This is a genomic window from Streptococcus pseudopneumoniae (assembly GCF_001074975.1).
Lineage (GTDB): Bacteria > Bacillota > Bacilli > Lactobacillales > Streptococcaceae > Streptococcus > Streptococcus pseudopneumoniae_D.
In genome coordinates this window covers 1-19,003 of sequence record NZ_JUUO01000055.1, presented here as the reverse complement: position 1 = coordinate 19,003, position 19,003 = coordinate 1, and the positions used below count along the sequence as shown (strand labels likewise).

12 protein-coding genes and 1 pseudogene are annotated in these 19,003 nt (G+C 34.4%); 5 read left to right on the top strand and 8 right to left on the bottom strand.

All coding sequences use genetic code 11. The features are described from left to right. Positions 1-241: 241 nt before the first annotated feature. The 6 genes from ADI86_RS02690 to ADI86_RS02665 all read right to left on the bottom strand — a co-directional run bounded on the left by ADI86_RS02690 (position 242) and on the right by ADI86_RS02665 (position 8,741). Positions 242-1,651 (bottom strand): peptide MFS transporter, encoded by a 1,410-nt coding sequence (locus ADI86_RS02690; RefSeq protein ID WP_414717517.1) that lies wholly within the window; start codon positions 1,649-1,651, stop codon positions 242-244. Positions 1,652-2,274: 623 nt separating this feature from the next. Continuing rightward, on the bottom strand, positions 2,275-4,488 hold the full coding sequence (locus ADI86_RS02685) for a glycoside hydrolase family 31 protein (protein WP_049531686.1): 2,214 nt from the start codon (positions 4,486-4,488) through the stop codon (positions 2,275-2,277). Beyond that, positions 4,485-5,129, bottom strand: a complete 645-nt coding sequence (locus ADI86_RS02680) for a DUF624 domain-containing protein (RefSeq protein ID WP_049531685.1) — start codon at positions 5,127-5,129, stop codon at positions 4,485-4,487. Before ADI86_RS02680 ends, ADI86_RS02685 begins: the two co-directional genes overlap by 4 nt. A gap of 205 nt (positions 5,130-5,334) precedes the next feature. After that, positions 5,335-6,900, bottom strand: a complete 1,566-nt coding sequence (locus ADI86_RS02675; RefSeq protein WP_049531684.1) for an extracellular solute-binding protein — start codon at positions 6,898-6,900, stop codon at positions 5,335-5,337. Positions 6,901-6,909: 9 nt separating this feature from the next. Then, positions 6,910-7,806, bottom strand: coding sequence for a carbohydrate ABC transporter permease (locus ADI86_RS02670; protein ID WP_049531683.1), 897 nt, complete (start codon positions 7,804-7,806; stop codon positions 6,910-6,912). A 17-nt stretch (positions 7,807-7,823) separates the two neighbouring features. Beyond that, the gene (locus ADI86_RS02665) at positions 7,824-8,741 is read right to left on the bottom strand and encodes an ABC transporter permease (protein ID WP_049531682.1); all 918 of its coding nucleotides are present in this window, start codon (positions 8,739-8,741) and stop codon (positions 7,824-7,826) included. 202 nt (positions 8,742-8,943) lie between these two features. On the opposite strand from ADI86_RS02665, the gene ADI86_RS02660 reads away from it, so the two are divergent. From ADI86_RS02660 to ADI86_RS10970, 4 genes are all read left to right on the top strand, one after another. Further along, complete coding sequence (locus ADI86_RS02660) at positions 8,944-10,614, top strand: sensor histidine kinase (RefSeq protein WP_049531681.1); 1,671 nt, start codon at positions 8,944-8,946, stop codon at positions 10,612-10,614. Further along, on the top strand, positions 10,595-12,133 hold the full coding sequence (locus tag ADI86_RS02655; protein ID WP_049531680.1) for a response regulator transcription factor: 1,539 nt from the start codon (positions 10,595-10,597) through the stop codon (positions 12,131-12,133). The genes ADI86_RS02660 and ADI86_RS02655 overlap by 20 nt, the downstream gene beginning before the upstream one ends. A gap of 454 nt (positions 12,134-12,587) precedes the next feature. Further along, entirely contained in the window at positions 12,588-13,796 is a 1,209-nt protein-coding gene (locus tag ADI86_RS02650; protein ID WP_049531679.1) for an ATP-binding protein, read from the top strand. Positions 13,797-14,135: 339 nt separating this feature from the next. Further along, a complete protein-coding gene (locus tag ADI86_RS10970) occupies positions 14,136-14,519 on the top strand; it encodes a tyrosine-type recombinase/integrase (protein WP_148877355.1) in 384 nt (127 codons plus the stop codon). A gap of 523 nt (positions 14,520-15,042) precedes the next feature. On the opposite strand, the pseudogene ADI86_RS10960 reads toward ADI86_RS10970, so the two are convergent. Next, a pseudogene (locus tag ADI86_RS10960) lies at positions 15,043-16,112 on the bottom strand (IS3 family transposase); the annotation flags it as partial. 376 nt (positions 16,113-16,488) lie between these two features. Between ADI86_RS10960 and gshAB the strand changes: the two are divergent. Then, positions 16,489-18,753, top strand: coding sequence for a bifunctional glutamate--cysteine ligase GshA/glutathione synthetase GshB (gene gshAB / locus ADI86_RS02630; protein ID WP_049531677.1), 2,265 nt, complete (start codon positions 16,489-16,491; stop codon positions 18,751-18,753). 120 nt (positions 18,754-18,873) lie between these two features. On the opposite strand, the gene ADI86_RS11590 is transcribed toward gshAB, so the two are convergent. Beyond that, a partial coding sequence (locus tag ADI86_RS11590; RefSeq protein WP_049531676.1) for a transposase occupies positions 18,874-19,003 on the bottom strand: 130 nt, incomplete at its 5' end.

Below are 19,003 nucleotides of genomic sequence, written 5' to 3'. Positions count from 1 at the left end.
CAGTCTTATCTACAACCTCAAAACAGTGTTTTGAGCAACCTGCGGCTAGTTTCCTAGTTTGCTCTTTAATTTTCATTGAGTATTAAATAGAAAAAGTGAACAAATGTCTACCAGGAATATCAGAAACATCATGAGTTTTCATCAAACTAAAAGGACTTAGCCCTGTACAATACAGAACTAAATCCTTTGAATAAATAATTGATCTAACTTTTAAAATTCCTACAGAAATTCTAGTTTTTCTCTATTTGATACCAGACATTAGTTTTTCAATACGTGGAACGTAGAAGAGTAAGATAATACCGAATACAATCGTAATTCCTCCAACAATTCCATAGTAAGCCACTTCAGTTTCGCTTGTATAAAATTTTACAATTTGAGCATTGATAGCTTGGGCAGCAGCGTTACTCAAGAACCAGATAGACATCATTTGTGCTTGGAAGGATTTTGGTGCTAACTTAGTAGTGACTGATAGACCAATCGGCGAAATCATCATTTCCCCTACAATCACAATAGCCCAACTCATAATCAACCAGAGAGGACTGACCTTAACATCTGTCCCAAAGAGCATCCCTGGTAACATCATCCACAAGAAAGATAAACCTGCAGCAAATAAACCGTAAGCAAATTTCTTAGCAGAGGATGGTTGCTTTTTACCCATTTTCCCCCACAACCACGCAAAAATCGGCACATAAATCATAATGAAAAGGGGATTGATACTTTGGAAAAAGCTAGATGGAAAATGAATCTGATTCCCAAATACATTAAAGTAAAGTTGAGTTTGATCATCTGCAAATAGAGCGAGAACAACAGAACCCTGTTCCTCAATAGACCAGAAGAGTACTCCAGCGATAAATAGAGGAATGTAGGCAAATACTCGGGATCTCTCAGTGGCAGTTATTTTCTGACTAGATAAAATCTTAAAGAAATAGTAGATTGGAATAATTACAGCAATCACTGTAAAGATATTAACAATCATATCCACATTAAACTGGTGAGTAAAGACTAAACCTATAACCACGAGAATAACTACGACAAGTGTAATCAGCAAGCGTTTAATCAAGGTCTGCTGGTCCTTCTGTGAAAGTGGATCAGTGGGGTAAAGGCTTGATTCAGGCAGATATTTCTTCCCATCCAAAACATACTTCACTAGACCAAAGAACATCCCAACGGCAGCTAATGAGAAACCTAGATGGAAATTGACTTCCTGACCTAGATAACCCACTAGATAAGGGGCAACGAAGGCACCTAAGTTAATACCAAAGACAAAGATACTAAAACCTGCATCCCGTCTATCATCCTCTTTCTCATAAATTCCCCCCACCATATCTGAGATATTGGGTTTTAAAAATCCAGTACCAAAGATAATCAAGGCAATAGAAAGATAGAGAGCCACTTGTCCAAAAGGTGTTGCCAAAGCAATATGCCCTAGCATAATCAGAATCCCACCGTAAAAGACAGTCTTACGACTTCCTAAAATACGGTCACTGACAAAACCACCGATAACCGAGGACAAAAATACCAGCGAGCCATAAATCGCCATAACCGATGCAGCTGTGGTCTTATCCATTCCCAATCCACCATCTTGCACACTATAGTACATATAGTAAAGTAGGATAGCTCGCATCCCATAGTAAGAAAAGCGTTCCCACATTTCTGTAAAGAAGAGGGTGGACAAGCCCATAGGATGTCCAAAAAATGTTTTCTGTTTTTCCATATATATTCTCCTTTAACGATATAATAATTCATTTTACAGAATTTTCAAATAAATGTCAAACAAATCCTGTTTGTTTTAGAAAATTTTCTGAAAAAATCATACGTCACATACTTAATTCCACCATAAAAATCCATTTCAGACTAACTTCCACTTCGGTCAGGCAAGTGGAAGTTACTTTGAAAAATCACCTTTAAAAATTTGCTCTTGTTTAGTTTAAAAATGTTTCAAACCTTGAAACATACTTATCCTTTCCTCTTCATACTCTTCGAAAATCTCTTCAAACCACGTCGCGTCGCCTTACCGTATATATGTGACTGATTTCGTCAGTCTTATCTACAACCTCAAAACAGTGTTTTGAGCAACCTGCGGCTAGCTTCCTAGTTTACTCTTTGATTTTCATTTAATATTATCCTATCCTCTTCAATAAATAAAAAAATCCCTATGCCAAACTTGTAATTACTAAAATACAAGCCAATAAGCATAGAGATGTAAAACTGTTACACATTAAAAAATAAATAATTAGTAATTAAATAATAGAAATTGTGTACGAAATTTCTCAATTAGTTTTCGCTAGTAAATATCATTTCCAACAAACGCCCTCTCAATTCCTTATCCTGATGATGCAAGATATTCATTAAGTCATGAGAATTTTTGGCATTGATGAATTGATTTAACAATCTATCTTTTAATTCATATGGAAGAGAAGCCGTCTTTAGTAGTCTAAAAACTTCATCATTTAAAGATATTGTTTTATTATCTTTACATTCGAATCTAGCTGTATCATTCTTATTTGGCAATTCAATTATAGACACATTCGTTCCTTTAAAATGAATTCTATGCCTTCTATTACTTGGAACGATACTAGAATCTCCTTGTAATGTTAACTCTACCATCCCCATTTCCCAGTCGATTGATAATCTTGTTTTATATCTTTGACCATTTTGATCTTCAATCATTTCAAAAGAATGTTGTTTGCCTGGGAATACATACCAATCTACAACTTCCGGTAAATCAACACCCATATCTATCTCAGAACCAACCAAGGGAATGATGGCACCACTTTTTGCAAACACAGGTATAGTTGAAATGTCCCTATAAACACTTAACTTCACACCACCTGTATATTTTTTCTCTGAAAAGAAGTCATACCATTCACCTTCAGGGAACCATACATCTACTTTTGCAGATTGGAATGCCAAATCCATCTTTTCTACAATGGGAGCCACCATCAGTTCTGTTCCAAAAAAGTATTGATTTGGAACATTATAACTCTCATCATTCTCTGGGTAGAAATAATACATTGGGCTGATTAATGGGGCACCTTCCTCGTGTGTCTTTACATTCATAGTGTATAGATAGGGAATCATCTGATGTCTCAAACGAAGGTATTTCTTCATAATCTTAGATGTTGTGTCTGAAAAAAACCAAGGTTCTTTACTATTAAAGGGACTTCTAGAACTATGTAAGCGAGTAATCGGACTAAAAACACCAAACTGTAGCCATCTGGTTTGTAGCTCTTCGTCATAATCCCCTAACATATGTCCACCAATATCATGACTCCACCAACTATAACCGATATTAGATGCTGTCGCTGTAAAATAAGGTTGAAATCTTAAGGAATTCCAACTAATAATAGTATCCCCTGAAAAACCAACAGGGTAGCGATGACTACCAGGACCTGCATATCTTGATAAAATCAAACCACCTTCTGCATTTTTACAACTATCCTGATAGTGATAATGGTTTAAAAGCCACAGTGGATCCAACATACCTTGAGTCCCTTGTTGCCAGTCAATCCACCAAAAATCTACTCCCTGCTTTTCTAGCTCATAATGAACATCTTTAAAGTAAGCTTCTCTAAAAGATGGATTAAAAAAATCAAAAATGGCAGGTTCTTCTAGTTCTACATTTAACCCCAATCGTTTGGCGACCCGAGGATAAGCTTCTTCATAAGCCCGTATACCATCAGCAGGATGGACATTTAAGGAGAGTTTTAACTTCCTATCATGAAGTTCTTGCAATAACTGTTCTGGATTAGGTATTAAGTTTCTATTCCAACTATATCCTGTCCAGCCACTTCCAAAACGGGCTGGAATGTCAGTTATATGCCAATCCATATCTAAAACACCGATAGATAACGGAATTTTCTCTTTTTTAAATCTGTCAATTAAATTCAAGTATTCATCCGACGTATAGGGCCAATATCTACTCCACCAATTACCTAAAGCATATCTTGGCAACAAGGGTGTTGAACCAGTCAAATGGTAAAAGTCTCTGATTGCTCCTCTATAATCATGCCCATAGGCAAAGAAATACAGGTCAATTTGATTTTCTCTCTCAATATAACCAGACTGTTCATCCCAAATAAATCCTTGAGAATCATCCAGTAAGGCAATACCATTTCGACTAATAATTCCATCTTCTAATAGGATTGCGCCATCTGCCTTATCAAGAGTCCGAGCTGTTCCTTTTAACGTTTCAATAGATTCACCAAAATACCAGCGACTACCATATACAGCAAAATTTCCTTTTAATTCTATAAATAAATTTTCGGCGTTAAATTCTCCTTTATTAAAGTGCAAATGAAAATAATCCGTCATAATATCTAGTACGTTTGATGTCTCGATATAATCTAACGAAACTTGACCAAAATCTCTATTATAGATAAGTTGTGTCGTTCTATCCTCAAAATTTCCAGTTTGAGAATATTCTAACCTTACTAGCTTGTCTGTTAATACAGAGATTCGATAAAACTCTCCCTTAAAAATTTTCAATTTGTTTCCCTCCTTTTAGTAAATTGCTTTACTTTATCAAACATTTTATTCGTTATCATTACATTCATCAATCCGCAAAAAGCAAATCCCCCAAATGTAAATACGTAAATAGCTGTTAAAACCCGTTCTGGACTACTAAAACTCATATACAGTACAGAAATATTAAATAAAACCAGCATAATAGCTTGTATTGGATTTAAAATACAAATTAATACGCTATTTACAATACTATTTTTTAGATTATCCTTAAATAAACCAATATAAGGAAAAACAACACTCATCAAAAGTATTATAACAAATAAAAAGGGCAACACTAACAATAAACTATACTCTGAAAATAAACTTGAATAGCCCCAAAGACAATAGTTCACATATAAAAGTAATTCTATTAGGAGGATAAACAACCAAATAAAAGTTGATTGTTTAAAATTTCGTCTAAAGATCCGAAAATAATGATAAGTAATATCGGTATCTTTACCTTTTAAAATACGATACCACATTGTCGTAAGAGAAGTTAGTGATGCCCCAATTGTAACTATTGGAATACAACTAACAATAAATAGAGTATTTAAAATAATTAAATCTGTCAAAAAAGTTAAAATTCTAACCACTTTCCCATCTAATGAAAATAATTTTTGCATAATAGATATCTCCATAAAATCGATTGTCTTAACTCTATATTTAATAATGTCAGTTGTACAAAAATATTACCTAAATTATTAAAAAAACATTTCCAAATTTCTTTAAAAATTAGAATAAAGGAAGCGAGATAATTTGAAGTTATCAGTCTCGCTTCCTGTAATTAGCTAGTCCCTTGTTCATACAACCAAGAGTCCATATAAAATATTACTCTTTTACTTCTTTTTGGTAACGATTATATGCTTCCTGTTGAATCTTCATAAACTCGTCCAATCCCATATTCTTAAGAGTTTCTTTGTATGAGTCCCATTCTTTTTCTATGCCACCTTCAACTACCCATTTGGATGCTTGTTGTTTGACATAAGATTCAATGCTCACATAGATTGATGATAATTTGTTAAGTTCTTCTTGTGAATAAATCACATTAGGATAAGCTGGCAACGCAAATTGTTTCAAATCTTGGTCCATCTTCAATTTCAATCCATCACCTTGTGTTTGATCGATTTCTACACGACTATTGATATCATCACTTACGTATTTAGGACCAAAATCTCGAAGTGAATTAATCCATGCCCATTCATCAGCTGATTTACCATCTTTAGGAGGTAACACTTTAAACTTATCACCATTCTTTTCAGTAGCTATTCCAAATGATCCATAGAAATTCTGAATACTTGCTTCATCTGTATATAATTTATCCAACCATTTCAATAATTTAGCAGGATTTTTGCTCTTATTTGTAATCAAAATTTCATTTCGACCATAGTTATAATGATCTGGATCAGAAAAGACATATTGTTTACCATCCATACCTTTTAAAGCAGGTAGAGCAATATACTCACTTGAATGTAAGCCAAACGTTGCATCTGCTGTCCAACCACTAGAAACACCTACTCTAGATACTCCCTTATCCATACGTTTTGCTACACTCATAGAGGTATCTTCTGTAAAGATTTCCGGGTCAATCAAACCTTTTTTATAAGATTCGTGCATTGCTGCAATCCCTTGTTTATAACTTTCCTCTGTACGAAGGTAGACTGGTTTCCCATCTTTTACAGACATTTCATACGTATTATCTGCACCTAAACGATTATTGAACGGAAGAATATATGAGAATGTTGGATCAAAGTTTCCTGCTCCAAATGGAATTTCATCAGAAGCGTCTCCATTTCCGTTCGCATCTTTATCCTTGAATTCTTGTAATACTTTTACTAAATCATCATAAGTTTCTGGAACCTTTAATCCTAAATTATCCAGCCACTTTTTATTAATAAATAGCTGATTAGCTACAGTAGGGCGCATCGGTAATTTTTTAGGTAGGCTGTATATGTGACCATCTGGTGAAGTAATCATAGCTTTAATCTTAGGCTCTTTTTCCATAGCCTTAGTTAAATTTGGCATGTTTTCCTTGATTAAATTTTCCAATGGAATAAATAGAGATTGGTTCTGAGCAATTTCTGAATCTGTAAATGCATTTGAACCTAAAAATGCATCTGGTAAATCTCCGCTAGCAACCAAAACAGATTTCTTATCTGCCCAATCTGCAGCTACAAGTGTATCCCATTTAACATCAATACCTGCTTCCTTGGCAGAATCTGTTAGAAAACCTTTATGGTAATCTTCTCCCCAGTCAGACCAACGAACAGTTGTGATTTTATAAGAATCTTCTCCAGACTTATCGTCCTTATTCGCATTATTGGAATTTGCACAGGCTGTTAAGCCAGCAAGTGTAACTGTTCCTAAGAACAAATATGTAAATGATTTATTTTTCATGTTTTTCTCCTATTCTTTCAACGCGCCAATCATTACGCCTTGATTAAAATATTTTTGAACAAAGGGATATAGCAACATTATCGGAGCGGTTGAAATAACAATTGCTGCATACTTCATCATATCGGCTTTGATACGAAGATCTGAGGCCACTTCTCCTGTTGCTTGCGATTGTAACATTTGATTACTAATTAGTAAACGTCGTAAAATTAATTGCAATGGCTGTAAATTTTCATTTGTTAAATAAATTAAAGCATTAAACCACGAATTCCAAATACCAACTGCAGTCCAAAGTCCAATAACTGCTATAATAGCTTTTGATAACGGAACAACTATCTTAATAAAATAACGAATTGTACCACATCCATCAATCTGCGCAGCCTCCCACATCCCGTCTGGAATACTATTATTAAAGAAAGTTCTAGCAACAATAATATTGTATGATGAAACCGCAAAAGGTACTACCATTACCCAAAATGTATCAATTAGTCCTACATTCTTTACTGTTAAGTAGGTAGGAATCAAGCCACCTGATACGAACATAGGGATTATGTATAGAATACTCATCCATTTTCTACCAACTAATTCTTTTCTAGATAAAGCATAACCAGCTGGAATATTGACTACTAAAGCAACTAAGGTACCGACAACAGTATATAAAATTGTATTTAAATAGCTACGCAAAAATAAAGGTTGTTGAATAAGACGTAAATATCCATCTAATTTCCATTCTCTTGGAATAAACCATACCTTCCCGTTTGCAACATCTGAAGGATTACTAAAAGATGCAATCACTACAAACCATAACGGATAAACAATTAACAGGATAAGGAAAATTGCTAAACCATAGGTAACTATATCAAATAATAATTCAGAGTTTGTTTTTCTTGATTTATGAAACCATTTCACCTTGAGCACTCCTTCCTTTAAAAAAGACCCGTTCTAGTATATCTTTTCGAGAACCAGTTGACGGATAGCAAAATTATTAGATTCACTACCGTATTAAACAATCCTATAGCTGTCGAATAACTATACTGAAAGTTCACCATACCAACTTTATAAACATAGGTCGAAATTATCTCACTTCCTGCTAAATTAAGAGGATTCTGTAATAGTAACACTTTCTCAAACCCTACACTTAATAAACTACCTGCTCTTAATATTAATAAAATCATAGCGGTCGGCAAAAGTAATGGTAATTCTATATGCCTAATTTTTTGTAATCTAGAGGCACCATCCATAGTTGCAGCCTCATAATATGTAGGATCAATTGCAGAAAGCGCCGCCAGATAAATAATACTATCCCAACCAATATGTTGCCATACATCACTCCAAACATAAACACCTGCAAAATTACTAGGTTTTGATAAAAAATCTGGAATAGTAATTCCAACAGACTTAAATACATTCGCTAACAAACCACTAGTAGGAGATAAAAATAAGATAATCATCCCACACATAACCATTGTAGAGATAAAATGAGGTAAGTAAGTTGTTACTTGAAATATTTTTCTAAATTTCCCAACTCTTAACTGATTACTAATGATAGCTAGTATAATAGGCAAGGGGAATCCTACTACAATACTATAAAGTGAAATTTTTAATGTATTGAACATAGTTGTCCCGAATTGGAATGATGAGAAAAATTGAGTAAAGTACTTAAATCCTACCCACTGACTAGCAAAGATACCATTGGCTGGTGAATAGTCTTTAAATGCAATAATTAGTCCCAACATGGGAATATAGGAAAATAAAATTAATAGCAATATTGAAGGAAAAAGTAATATATATAACGGAATACTATGCTTTAATTTTATTTTATGAAGTTGAGATGCTACTTTCATGTTTTTCCTCCCATCTGATTTTCTACGATTATTTTACACCATATAGAATTCCCTTAATAGAACTTTTTGGACTAGGTTTATCAATTTTTCAGTTTATCATTTCTGAGAACTATTACTTTTCCGACATCTTGATAAAACATATCTGTTTTGTTACATGATATCATATTTTCAAAGTGCTATAATTTTAATAGGAGAATAGTATATGAAATTAAATCACGACTTATCAAAAAAACATTCCATTCATTTTTTCTTTAAACTCCTACTTGTACTACTATTGATAAATATTTTAATCAATATTGCTATGAGTAACATAACCAGAAATTTTATTAAAAACCAAAATATAGTACACTTACGTAGTTCAATTGAAATTTATGCTGACTCTGTTAATGAGAAATTGCATTCTGTAGAACGCTTTATGTACTCAACAATAACGCATAATGAATCTTTAGAGAAATTAAATCATGTACAAACGTTTCTTGACTATCAAGAAAATCTCAAAAAAGTTCAAACTAGCTTTGCAGAGTTTGAATATCAAAATGAAACTCATATGACATTCTTATTAGAAACCGATAGTACTGATTATTTTATAAATGTCTCCAATCTTTATATTCCATATGAAGATTATCTACTGTTAAAATCAAATCTAAAATCATTGCGTAGTGATATAAGTGACCGTAAATGGAAAAATGTAACTACTAAAAACAGTGAATACTTAGTTAAATCTGTTCATTACGAAGGAAAAATCATTTATGCCGTCATATCTTCAGAAGATATCCTAAAACCTCTCAAAAAACTCAATATTGGAAATAATGGTAAACTTTCCCTAAAAGAGCCTAACAATATACCCTCCGAAAACTACCTAATTCATGCTCAAAATGAAAAAACGCATTTACCTTTCGATATTTATGTTTTAGTCGATTATGCCGAAGTCTTTAGAAATATCACACTCTTAGAAGTATTTTTATCAGCTGTTCCTATCATTATCACCATTTTATCAATCATCATTATCCTGTATATTCGTCAATGGATGATTAAACCAATAACAAGACTCACTGAACGACTCTCTCAACTTGGGGACTCCATCCCCCCTTCTGAATTTTTTATATCTGAAGGTATACTAGAAATTGATAAGGCAAATGATAAACTTAATAAAGTAATATTTGACATGCAAGAATTAAAAATACGAGAATACCATTCACAACTAGAACTTAAGAAGATTGAACTTAATTATCTTAAAAATCAAATTCGACCGCATTTCTACTTAAATATGTTATCAATGATTCATAGTATGCTTCAAACAAAAAACTACAAAGAAATTGAAGAATTAACTATCCTAACTTCAAATTATCTCCGTCATTTATTTATGGCTAATCAAGATTTTTCAGAACTTAAAGATGAAGTTCAGCATATTAAAGATTATTTAGAAATACAACGAATTCGATATGGAAATAGCATCTACTTTTCACTAAACTACAATGATGACCTACAAAATACTCTTATCCCATCATTACTTTTACAAACATTTATTGAAAACACAATCAAACACGGTTTTTCATTTCAGGATTTATTTACAATTTTGCTATCGATAAAAAAAGTAAAAACTGAGAACTCAGATTATATTCAGATTTGTATCGAGGATAATGGTCCAGGTTTCTCTGAAGAAATTTTATCAAAACTAAATCAGAAACAGTCTCTAATAACAGAAGATGGACATCATATTGGGATCACAAACACCATCGAACGTTTAAATCTTCTCTATCCCAACGACTATACTATTACATTTGAAAATAATGAAGAAGGTGGAGCTAAAATTCTTTTACTTATTCCATACAAGATTATAGACGGAGGTTATAATGAATATTTTATTAGTTGATGACGATCGTTTTATCATTGAAGCTTTACGAGAGAAAATAAACTGGGATAAACTACACATTGACATTGTTTATGTTGCCTATAGCCTCACTCAAGCTCAAAATATTATTAAAGTGCATCCTATTGATCTTATGATAAGCGATATAGAAATGCCTCAAGGTAGTGGCCTCGAGCTCTTATCTTGGATTAGAAATGAAAAATATGATATAAAAACAATTTTTTTAACCAATTACGCCGACTTCAACTATGCTCAAAAAGCAATTGAATTACAAAGCTTCGAATACTATCTAAAACCCATTAACTTTGAAAAATTAGAATTTATTATTCAAAAAGCCATTGGTAAAATTGACAATCATAACTTAAATGGAAAAAATGATGCACTTTTACAACTAGAGGACAATTTCTGGTATGATTACCTCAGAAAACCCCAACTTTCTCGCATTGATGAGCTAGAAAATATAGCAAGCAAACATGATTTTATTCTTAAAAAACACCAGTATTTTTTCCTTGCAGTTTTAACAATCAATCTTAATGAAGAAGATTATTCTGCAGAAACTCCATCATGGACTTCTCAACTAAAAAGAGAACTTCAAAGAATTTCACAACCTTCTTATAAGCTGATAAGCTTGTTCAAGATGGAAAGCCAGGTTGATCAATATGTTTGTCTTTTTAGAGTAGACTCATCCAAACGTAGTGACAAATTAGCAGATGAAATTCATTCTCAAATTTCTAATAAGTTTAGCAAATACTCAAATATTATATATAAGAATTGCCATAAAATATCCGATATTTTAATTCATACTAAAGAACTCTACACTTATAATGAACAGTATGTCTCTTATTGGAATACTATTATATGTGTTCCACATAGTTTCCCAACTTCTTTTAAAACAGAAACTCTTTCAATTACTTTTTTAGATACCTTAAGTGAATACGAATTAAGAGAAAAAATTAATTCACTTGCTAATAATTCTCAAATTCCTACTTTCACACTACAGCAAATTTTACTAGATTGGACTCAACAAATAGGAATATATCTGGATCAAAATGGAATCTCGGCCCATAAATTATTCCAAAACAGCACTCATGATTTCCTATTCCAGCGACGCTTTCATTCAGTTGAATCATTTCAAGATTACTTTGACTATTACTGGTCACATGCTAAGAAATTTGCAACAAACATTGAACACCAGAAAAATAGTATTCAACGTATTGTCGAATACATAGATCATCACTACTATGAAGATATAAATCGTTCTATATTAGCAGATATGGTTTATCTCAGTGCAGATCATTTGGCTAGAATTTTTAAAAAAGAAACAGGAGAAACTCTTGTTAAATATATAACGGATAAGCGCATTAATGCTGCTAAATCCCTCCTATCTCAAACAAATATCTCGATATCACAAGTATCTTGTCAAGTAGGGTATGATAATTATTCTTACTTTACTAAAATTTTTAAACAAAGAACTGGACTTTCTCCTGGAGATTACCGTAAAACTTATCAAAATAAAATGTAAGAAATCTAAATCATTGAAATGATAAGTAAAATCCAAGGTCTGTAGTAATTTTTGATATTTTACAGTTTTTCCAAAGATAAGTCTAATGATCATTTTTTAGATTATCATCAGCACAATATCTTTCAGTCCAACATAGCTTCAAAAATGTCTTTAAAATTGTTGACAAGACAACTTCTTAAAAAGTCAGTTTGAAAAGAAAATCCAGTAAATATTTCTAAGATAAAACGTGTACTATCAAGCTTTTATATACCTGATAGTATGCGCTTTTTTATTATGAATACTTGCTATAAAACCTCACAAGATTTACTATCATGCCATACCAAAATGGACTATTTTTTGATTATAGAAAAATATTATTTTCAATTTTTTAAAAATAATTAAATGAATTAAATGTTATTTCTAAATATTTGAAAATAATCTTTGTTTGTATTATACTATCTTTGAGGTAACTATTATGAACTATATTAAAAGACCACATTATTTAGACTTTTTAAGAAGACATCGTGACCGCCAAATCATTAAGGTGGTGAGTGGAGTTAGACGAGCTGGTAAGTCTGTGCTTTTTCAACTCTATAAAGAGGAATTACTAGCAACTGGAGTAGACGAGAATCAAATCATATCCATCAATTTTGAGGATCTGAGTTATTATGACTTGCGAGATTTTCAAGCATTATTCGCTTATATAAAAGAACGGTTAGTTGAGGAAAAAACATACTATATCTTTTTAGATGAAATTCAACATGTTGAAAAATTTGAACTGGTAGCAGATAGTCTATTCATTTTGCCAAATGTAGACCTCTATTTGACTGGATCTAACGCCTACTTTATGAGTAGCCAATTAGCTACAAACTTGACTGGTCGGTATGTTGAGATAGAGATTCTTCCTTTGTCATTTGAAGAATACCTATCAGGTCAATCTCTCTCAGAGAATCTGAATACAACAGAAATTTTTAACAATTATCTCTTTAGTGCTTTCCCTTACCTATTGCAAACATCATCTTACGCTGAAAAAATTGACTATCTCAGAGGAATATATAACTCCATACTGTTAAATGATATTGTAACTAGATTGGGAAATCCAAATCCTACTATTATTGAGCGTATTGTCCGAACCCTTCTCAGTAGTACAGGTAGCTTAATATCAACAAATAAGATTCGCAATACCCTAGTCAGCCAAAATGTTTCAATATCCCACAATACTTTAGAAAATTATTTGACAACTTTGACAGATAGTTTACTTTTTTATTCCGTTCCACGTTTTGATGTAAAAGGTCGAGCGTTATTACAACGCTTAGAAAAATATTATCCCGTTGATTTAGGTTTACGACATCTCTTATTACCAGACCACAAAGAAGACATTGGGCATATCTTGGAAAATATTGTATATTTGGAATTAAGACGTAGATATTCACAAGTATATGTTGGTAATTTAGATAAATATGAGGTTGATTTTGTTGTTGTAACTGATCTTGGTCACTACGCTTATTATCAGGTCAGTGAAACAACACTTGCTCCAGAAACACTAGAAAGAGAACTCAGACCACTAGAAGCCATTAAAGATCAATTCCCAAAATATCTATTAACAATGGATATGATTCAGCCAACAGCCAATTACAATGGTATTGAGAAGAAAAACATCATAGATTGGTTACTAGAAAAGTAAATAAGTATAAATCATATAGCTAACTAGATTTGCAACAGTCTGTTATCAATGATTCTCCCTAAAACCTAACAAGATATAGTGAATTTAGAACACACTATCTAATGGGATAAAGTGGAATCTATAACTTCTGGAAGAACTATTATTACTCATAATGACGAATCTCCATTGAATTTTAATAACGATTTAATAATCAAACAGACTATAAAGAGACTGAGCAATCAGGCTTTAAAATCAGAAAAACGCATAATATCAAGGATTGAATGAACAACCTTGATATTATGCGTTTTATTATGGAAATATTTGCTTCATTTTCTCCGCAAATAGAGTTTTTGCTATCCTATTTTCTCTATTTTTAATGACTTACTTCAACTTCATACCTCTTGGAAAAAACAACAAAAATACGAACTAGCACAGTTCGGTATCATCAGCAATCCAGAACAATTTGTCTTTACCTATATAGATACAAAGGAAAACATAAACAAACCTCTCCACTCTGATTACCTAAATAACAAAATGAAAAGCATTCGAAAACGTCACAAAGAGTTAGCACACGCTACACCTCATAAATTACGACATACAGGGGCAACGGCTGGAACATCTATTGAAGCTATTTCTGAGGCTCTAACACATAGTGAGACAGGCACAACTCAAATTTATGTCAACACTTCAAATGTCATTCCAATGGCTGTTGGAGAGATTGCTTATCGCAATCTTAAAAAGTAATGGTGTGAACCATGAAGTGTTGTAAATGCTGTATTGTAGCTGGTTCTTAACGTTTTGAGAATTGTGATGCTTTACGAGCTTTCTTAAGACCTGGTTTGGAAAGTATGAGTTTCAGTTGGACTAAAAATAGCGTAATATCAAGGTTTTTATGAACGATATTTACTGATTGATTTCATAAAATTTGAATCAATATTTCTTAAATAGGGGAATAGTTCGGTTCTGTAAGTATTAATATAATACACCTACAAAGCTTATTATATCAGATTTTCCCCAGTTTTAGAAAAATAGGTAGAGAAAAAAACAACATCTGGATTTTCCAAAAAATCTTGACAAAGTCCTCATATAACCGTTTCTGCATTTTATTATATCATTTTTGACTTAGAAAATAATATATAATAGAAGATGATTCGTCTTTTTAAACGGACTTATCAAAAACTGGAATTCTATCAATATTTTGGACACATTTTGGGAGGAAAATTTGAAGGCTAGCGCCCTTCGGTTGCTGGACCCCTTCTACGACCAATTCTCTGTACTCTACAGGGGACTGGTCATTCAATTTTTGTTGAATTCTAGTTTCATTATAAAATATGATGTAATTTTTGACAATATCTGTTATACTATCTCCAGTTATGTTTCTTCACTTATGGAGATATAAGGTTTCAGACTTTAGGACGGAATGAAACCATTCGATACAGGCATTATCTGCTGGTGTTCCCTTACGGGACATGGAGCGGGTGATGCCTTTTTCTACACAAGCCTGATAGTAAGCTTTTGAGGTGTAAACCGATCCCTGATCACTGTGTAAGATCGCTCCTTGAGGTAATTCCAATTGATGGAGCGTGTCCAACACAAAGTCCGTATCCTGACAATCTGAGATGGTATAAGCCACAATCTCACGATTATAAAGATCCATGATGGAGGACAAGTATAGCTTACATTTACCTAAGTATAAATAAGTAATATCTGTGACAAGCTTCTCCATAGGCTTGTCTGCTTGAAAATCACGATCCAGCTTATTGTCTGTTACATGGTAAGGCTTCCCTAATTTAGGTTCCTTCTTGGGACGGGCACGGCAAAGGTAGCCCTTTTCCTTCATGATACGATAGACCTTCTTGCGATTAACGACGAGGTTATAAACTTTCTTTAGTAAGCGAGTGATGGTTCGATAGCCGTAAATAAAGTGATTTTCTATACAGAGTTGTTCGATTTTATCTGCTATTTCGCCTCTTTTCTGAGAATTCTTACACTCCTGTTTCCAGCGATAAAAGGTGGAGCGTTTGACGCCGAAACATTCTAAAATAATAGATACAGGGAACGTTTTCTTATACTCTTCTACTAGCTTGATAAGACTTACTTTGTCGATTCTCTTATCAAGCTCTGATACTTTTTTAGTAATTCTACCTGCAATCGTAACTGTTCCACTTCAGATAACTGTTTCATCCCATTACCATAAGTATATTGTTTCCCCACGGGTTGGTGGAAACGGTACAATTCATCATTCTGATACCATCGCTACCAGGTCTTGGCCTGACTAGCATTTTTGATGCTGAGGGTATCCATGATAACTTTATTTGATTTGCCTGCCTTCTTCATTTCGATACAGGCTAGCTTAGTTTCTACTGAATATGCTTTTTGACCATAACAAAACACCCCTGTTTCTAGTTTACCACAACAGGAGTGTTTTCTTGTGTCTCATTTTATGGGTGCAGTGCCGACCCTAGGGATTCTTTCGTTCTCATATATACGTCATTAGTATAGGCTAATTTGATTTAAATTGCAAGAGAAATAACATTTTACATAAAAATCGGTGGGTATTTTACAATTTTTGCATATAATAGAGCTAAAAAGCAACTGGTTTTAAGAATTCTTATCTAAAACATTCGAAAATTCCCCTTAACCGTAGCGGAAAGTTGTTTTCTTTTCCCTGTTATAATATACTATTACTAACATTAGATGAAAAGGTGACTCTATGACTATAAATCAACTGCTTCAAAAGCTGGAGCCTACTAGCCCTATCCTTCAAGCTAACTTTGGAATTGAACGCGAAAGTCTTCGTGTCGATAGACAGGGAAAATTAGCACATACGCCTCACCCTTCCTGCCTAGGAGCTCGAAGTTTCCACCCTTATATTCAAACAGATTTTTGTGAGTTTCAGATGGAACTCATCACACCAGTTGCTAAATCTACCACTGAGGCTCGTCGATTTCTTGGAGCCATTACCGATGTAGCTGGACGTTCCATCAGTAAAGATGAACTTCTCTGGCCCTTGTCCATGCCTCCTCGTATCAACGCCCAAGAAATCCAAGTTGCCCAACTGGAAAATGAATTTGAACGCCATTATCGTAACTACCTAGCCGAAAAATACGGAACTAAACTACAAGCTATCTCAGGTATCCACTATAATATGGAACTAGGGAAAGATTTGGTTGAAGCCCTATTCCAAGAAAGTGACCAGATTGATATAATTGCTTTCAAAAACGCCCTCTATCTCAAGCTGGCTCAGAACTATTTGCGCTATCGTTGGGTGATTACCTATCTCTTTGGTGCTGCACCTGTTGCTGAGCAAGGCTTCTTCGACCAAGAAGTGCCAGAACTCGTGCGTTCCTTCCGAAACAGCGACCATGGTTATGTCAATAAGGAAGAAATACAAGTATCTTTTGCAAGCCTAGAAGACTATGTCTCTGCCATCGAAAACTATATCGAACAAGGTGATTTGATTGCGGAAAAGGAATTTTACTCGGCTGTTCGTTTCCGTGGACAAAAGGTTAATCGCTCCTTCCTTGACAAGGGAATCACCTACCTAGAATTCCGTAACTTCGACCTCAACCCCTTTGAGCGTATCGGTATTAGCCAAACTACCATGGATACCGTACACCTACTCCTTCTAGCCTTCCTCTGGCTGGATACCCCTGAAAATGTTGATCAGGCTCTGGCTCAAGGTCACGCGCTGAATGAAAAAATTGCCCTCTCTCATCCTTTAGAACCTCTACCTTCTGAAGCTGAAACTCAGAACATTACGACAGCTCTAGACCAACTGGTGCAACATTTTGGGCTTGGTGACTATCATCGAGGTCTGGTCAAACAAGTTAAAGATGCCTTTTCAGATTCCAGTCAGACACTAGCTGCTCAACTTCTTCCTCATATCAAAGACAAGTCCCTTTCTGACTTTGCCCTTGACAAGGCGCTTGCCTATCATGATTACGACTGGACTGCCCACTATGCCCTTAAGGGTTATGAGGAGATGGAACTTTCTACCCAGATGCTGCTCTTTGATGCCATTCAAAAAGGGCTTCATTTTGAAATCCTAGATGAGCAGGATCAATTCCTTAAACTCTGGCATAAAGATCATGTTGAGTACGTCAAAAATGGTAACATGACCTCAAAAGACAACTATGTAGTTCCTCTTGCCATGGCTAATAAAACCGTGACCAAAAAAATCCTGGCTGATGCTGGCTTCCCTGTCCCTGCCGGCGACGAATTTACCAGTCTAGAACAAGGTCTAGCCTACTATCCTCTTATCAAGGGCAAACAAATTGTGGTTAAACCAAAATCAACCAACTTCGGTCTGGGCATTTCCATTTTCCAAGAGCCTGCCAGCCTTGATAACTATAAAAAAGCTCTCGAGATTGCCTTTGCAGAAGATACAGCTGTTCTTGTTGAAGAATTTATCCCAGGAACCGAATACCGTTTCTTCATTCTGGACGGGCGTTGTGAGGCTGTCCTCCTTCGTGTCGCTGCTAATGTTGTCGGTGATGGCAAACACACCATTCGTGAATTAGTCGCTCAGAAAAATGCCAATCCATTGCGAGGCCGTGACCACCGCTCACCTCTGGAAATCATTAAGCTAGGAGACATCGAACAATTGATGTTGACTCAGCAAGGTTATGCACCTGATGATATTCTCCCAGAAGGGAAAAAGGTCAATCTCCGCCGTAACTCCAACATCTCTACGGGTGGTGACTCTATTGATGTCACTGAGACAATAGATTCCTCTTACCAAGAATTGGCAGCAGCTATGGCAACTAGCATGGGGGCCTGGGCTTGCGGGGTTGACCTCATCATTCCAGATAGAACTCAGCCTGCTAGCAAAGAAAAACCTCATTGCACTTGTATCGAGCTCAACTTCAATCCCTCTATGTATATTCACACCTACTGTGCTGAAGGTCCTGGACAAGCTATCACTCCAAAAATCCTAGACAAGCTTTTTCCAGAAGTTACCACAAGTCAAACCTAAAACCTAATTCTTAGGAACAAACAAATCACCTTTATCTCGATGATATGATACCTCTTAAGTAGACAAGGTAAATACCTAAAATCTACGGCTCTTTGTCAACTGTAGTGGGTTGAAGAAAAGCTAAGCTCGAGAAAGGACACATTTCGTCCTTTCTTTTTTGATATTCAGAGCGATGAAAATTCGCTTCTTGAAGTTTTCAAAGTTCCGAAAACCAAAGGCATTGCGCTTGATAAGTTTGATGAGATTATTG